Raw genomic sequence first — 2297 nt, 5'->3', positions numbered from 1 at the left:
AACGTATTGCTATTAAAAATTTCACTACGTTTACCGTCGGCAAAAATTTCACCGTTTTTAAAAAATATAAATCTGTTAATTTCAGGGATAATATCCGAAACCAAATGCGTTACAAGCGCTATTTTTGTGCCTGCCACCACAATTTTTCTCATTATGTTGTGGAGCTTTATCGAAGATGCAATATCTAAACTGTTTGAAGGCTCGTCTAAAATTAAGACTTTAGGATTATTTACAAGCGCTCTTGCAATCAAAAATCGCCTTACTTCTCCTGAAGACATCGTTTCAAGTTTTTTATCTTTCAAAAACGACACATCCATGAAATCAATCATTTCGTCAGTCTTTTTAATCATATCTTTTGTAACCACATGATTACTCCATATTCCTATGCTTGCAAAAAATCCTGACAAAACTGCTTCAAAACCTGTTATTACATTATGAAACTCATATTCCAATTCATTTGTTACTATTCCAAGCATACTTCGCAAATCGTGTATATTCCACTGCGTGCGACCAAATAACCTACAAACAGTATTATCCCCTGTATAAGACGGATAAATCTTGCCTGTTATAAGTTTTATAAATGAAGACTTCCCCGAACCATTTGGACCTATTATCGCAACATTTTCATCCGAACTTACGCTAAGATTAACATTATTTAAAATTTTTCTATCGCCGCGCAAAACTGAAACGCTTCTAAACTCAATAAAATTGTCCACAATACATTCTCCTCGTAAACGAATGCGTAGATTTTATAATATATGACAGGAAAAAGAAAGAGTTTATTTTGCACTTTCGCAAGACAAAACAAAAGTACCAAAAATTCTTGCCGCTGAGCTTCATTCGCTTCATATTTTTTAGGCAATTTTAAAACTTGCAAAAAATCTTCAAAACGGAATATTCTCATCAATAGACCTCTTTCCAAGCTATCTATAGTCAACTAACTCTATAATGGGGATATTTTATAGAAATTCTAGATTGTTTCAACGAATTCATCGTCTCGCAATTGTACCTCGTAGTATCTGCATTTAAAATGGGTTTATACCGGCGCTTGTGCGCTTTAATCATTTATGGTATCATACCCACGATTTTTTGTTGTTTGAGATATAAAACGAATAAATGGAAATACATGCGCGTAATTAAAATGAAAATTATAAACAGATAATATAAAATTGTTTGGCTATGGCAACGCTGAGGTGGTGGAACGGCAGACACGCAGGTCTCAGAAGCCTGTCCCCGAAAGGGCGGTAGGGGTTCAAATCCCCTCCTCAGCATTTGTTAATGTTTTTGAGTTGTGGACGAGATAACAGTTTTAGCAGCTTTTATCTACGGTAAATATTGGCAATTCAAAGTTATCAAGTCTTAACAATCTTTAACAAGTTTAGTCATCCTCTGCTTACAAATTGCTTACAACTAACTCTATACTTGATAAAACTACTAGATAAAACTACTAGAAATTGTCTGAGTAATTTGCTATTAATTAATAATTAATGTAAACTGTAAAGTACAGTTGGTTTGATTGTTTTGGTATTGATGTAATTAAATATTTGAATTTATGTTTAAAAAAACTATAGCAGTATTATTATTGTTGTCAGTTGTGTTGTCTTCGTGTACTGAGAAGGATAAGAGTAATGATTTTGCACGTATTACTCCTCATATTACTGACTCTCGGTCTTTGGGGGATGTAAATCCTCTCACAGGTTCTTTAGATAATGTAATTCGTGCGCCCTCCTCTTGTAACCAATCTGAGGCGACTTGTTTTGAATCTTTGCAAGGGAGCTTTAAAGGTGGTGCGAAGTGTGAATCCTATGATGCGGAATGTATTGTGGCTTCTGTGACGGGTGACTCTGAGGCTTCAAAAAAGTGCACTCTCTCTCAGAAAACTTGTTTTGGTGATTATTCTAAGACTTCGCCTAAGAATGACTCCATCAAGAATTCTTCGGGGAAGGATTATAGGCAGGTGGCTTTGGCAAAGATAAACAAGGTGAGCTTTAAGAGCTGGGCAGAGACATATGCCACACCTATTGCTAGTGCGGTTGGGTTCGTGCTGTGTTCGATGCTTGTGCCTCGTCCGGAGAAGAAGGAAAACAGGGGCTTGCTGAAGCAGGCTTATTTTCTAGGTGCTACTGGTACTATACTGGTGTGGGCAATAACTAACTACTCGCTTGATAAGTTTAATAAGTTTCAATGGAAATGGTTAACAACATACTGAACCGGTTGATAGGATTTATTGATTTCTTACTAGTTGTTTGATATTGTGTTGTTGTGGTATTGATGTAGCGCATTGACTAAACTAGCCT

The 2297-nt window shown here is 36.0% G+C and carries 2 protein-coding genes and 1 tRNA gene; 2 read left to right on the top strand and 1 reads right to left on the bottom strand.

What is annotated here, in order from left to right:
- On the bottom strand, positions 1-716 hold a 716-nt coding region (locus LE180_RS02265), incomplete at its 3' end, for an ABC transporter ATP-binding protein (RefSeq protein WP_374133864.1).
- Positions 717-1187: 471 nt separating this feature from the next.
- Here LE180_RS02265 and LE180_RS02260 point away from each other — a divergent pair.
- Together LE180_RS02260 and LE180_RS02255 are read left to right on the top strand one after the other, a co-directional pair.
- A tRNA-Leu gene (locus tag LE180_RS02260) sits at positions 1188-1271 on the top strand.
- A gap of 281 nt (positions 1272-1552) precedes the next feature.
- The gene (locus LE180_RS02255) at positions 1553-2209 is read left to right on the top strand and encodes a hypothetical protein (protein ID WP_374133863.1); all 657 of its coding nucleotides are present in this window, start codon (positions 1553-1555) and stop codon (positions 2207-2209) included.
- The last annotated feature ends 88 nt before the right edge of the window (positions 2210-2297 follow it).

The organism is Candidatus Endomicrobiellum pyrsonymphae, assembly GCF_020328025.1.
Taxonomy (GTDB): domain Bacteria; phylum Elusimicrobiota; class Endomicrobiia; order Endomicrobiales; family Endomicrobiaceae; genus Endomicrobiellum; species Endomicrobiellum pyrsonymphae.
Note: the sequence above shows the minus strand (reverse complement) of the source record. Positions and strands in the feature narration are given on the sequence as shown.

Excerpts from the sequence above, each read along its gene's own strand:
- LE180_RS02255 (WP_374133863.1), top strand. The coding sequence starts at position 1,553 with ATGTTTAAAAAAACTATAGCAGTATTATTATTGTTGTCAGTTGTGTTG.